This window comes from Epilithonimonas bovis DSM 19482 (genome assembly GCF_900108115.1).
Taxonomy (GTDB): Bacteria; Bacteroidota; Bacteroidia; order Flavobacteriales; family Weeksellaceae; genus Epilithonimonas; species Epilithonimonas bovis.
Window position 1 is genome coordinate 1 of the sequence record NZ_FTPU01000090.1, and the last position, 1,353, is coordinate 1,353.

Consider the following 1,353-nt stretch of genomic DNA (forward strand, 5'->3'; position numbering starts at 1 on the left):
ATAAAAAACAAGCTATTTTAAACCCAAAATACTAATAATCAGTAAATTATAGGTGGTTTAAGGAGGGACTAATTATAACCTCAAAATTAGAGGCACAAAAAAGTCGGGGAACAGTAACTTTCTCCGACTTTTTTATGTTGTAATGGATTAATTAAGATTCGCTGACAGCTGGTTTTTAACGGATGATAAAGAATCTGCTTTCGCTTTTTTCTCCTGCTCGATCTGCTGTATTACAGCGTCACGGTTGTCCTGTTCTTTCATGATTTGTGCCAATTGAGGTTCAATGATTTTGTTCATGGCATCTTCAGACATATTGTTGGCATCCGGCGAGTCCAGCAGTTTTTTCCATGGTCTTCTTTGGCCCCAAGGATAATCGCCATAGACAATAACCGGTGTTCCTTTAGCCCTTGTAGATTGGCCGCCTTTGTTGAGAACCCACGTATCGACCCAGCCGTACATCCATTTGGCATCTTCTTCCAGCATCCTGAGGCAGGAATGTGATGCGGGATATCCCGGCATCGAATATTGGTGCCAGCCGATTCCGTCAAAATTGGCGATATTCACATTCCACCGCAGTTTCCATTCGTCACTTACGGTGGAGATGGCTACTTCTTTTTTCCAGTTGGCGAACATCAGTCCTTTTTTGGTTGGCGTGGCTTTTTTACCCATACTTGTAGGTCCCCATTTGATAAGGTTACCATATTCATAAACGCCAAACGCCTGAATAGGATAGGAGAAAAAAACAAATTTTTTAACGTTTTCCAGACTGGTTACGTGGCCTGGAAATGGCGAATATCTTAAAAAGTCATCCTCAATTTTTGCGGGGACAACCAAGGTGTCTGCTCTGCCAATATTGGCTTTATCCAAACGGTTAAGTGCCAAAATAGTGTATAATGCTTTTCCGGTAAATTCTTTTTTGTTTTTTTGAGAAACCGAATCGTTGTTTTTATAAACCCAGGGATAGTAGCCAAAATCTTTTCTAGGGATGACAACATCGGGTACATTTGGTTTTTCTTCAGCGTCTTCTTTTTTATCATCCTCTTTTTTCTCATCCGAAACCAAAATATCTGAAATGGGATTATTATTTTTCTCTGATGAAGGTACAGATTCGTTCTTTTTACATTGAATCAAGACTAAGGAAAGTACGATAAATAAAGTAAATGTTTTTTTAATTTTTAGAATGTTCATAGTTTTTCTTTCTCCGACTTTAAGTTACAAAAAGAATACCAATCAAATAGTAAAAACATTGGATAAAAACTTTTATGAATATCCGTAATTACACATAATTTCGTATATTTACTTATAATTTAATTAGTTAGATGAATATATTTAGTTTTACAACGCATTTTGGGA

1 protein-coding gene is annotated in these 1,353 nt (G+C 37.0%); it reads right to left on the bottom strand.

Features of this window, described 5'->3' with window-relative positions:
* Positions 1 to 147: 147 nt before the first annotated feature.
* A complete protein-coding gene (locus B0B05_RS16240; RefSeq protein WP_173786401.1) occupies positions 148 to 1,188 on the bottom strand; it encodes a L,D-transpeptidase in 1,041 nt (346 codons plus the stop codon).
* Positions 1,189 to 1,353: the final 165 nt, after the last annotated feature.

Coding starts and splice junctions, on each gene's coding strand:
- B0B05_RS16240 (WP_173786401.1), bottom strand. CDS start 1,188: ATGAACATTCTAAAAATTAAAAAAACATTTACTTTATTTATCGTACTT.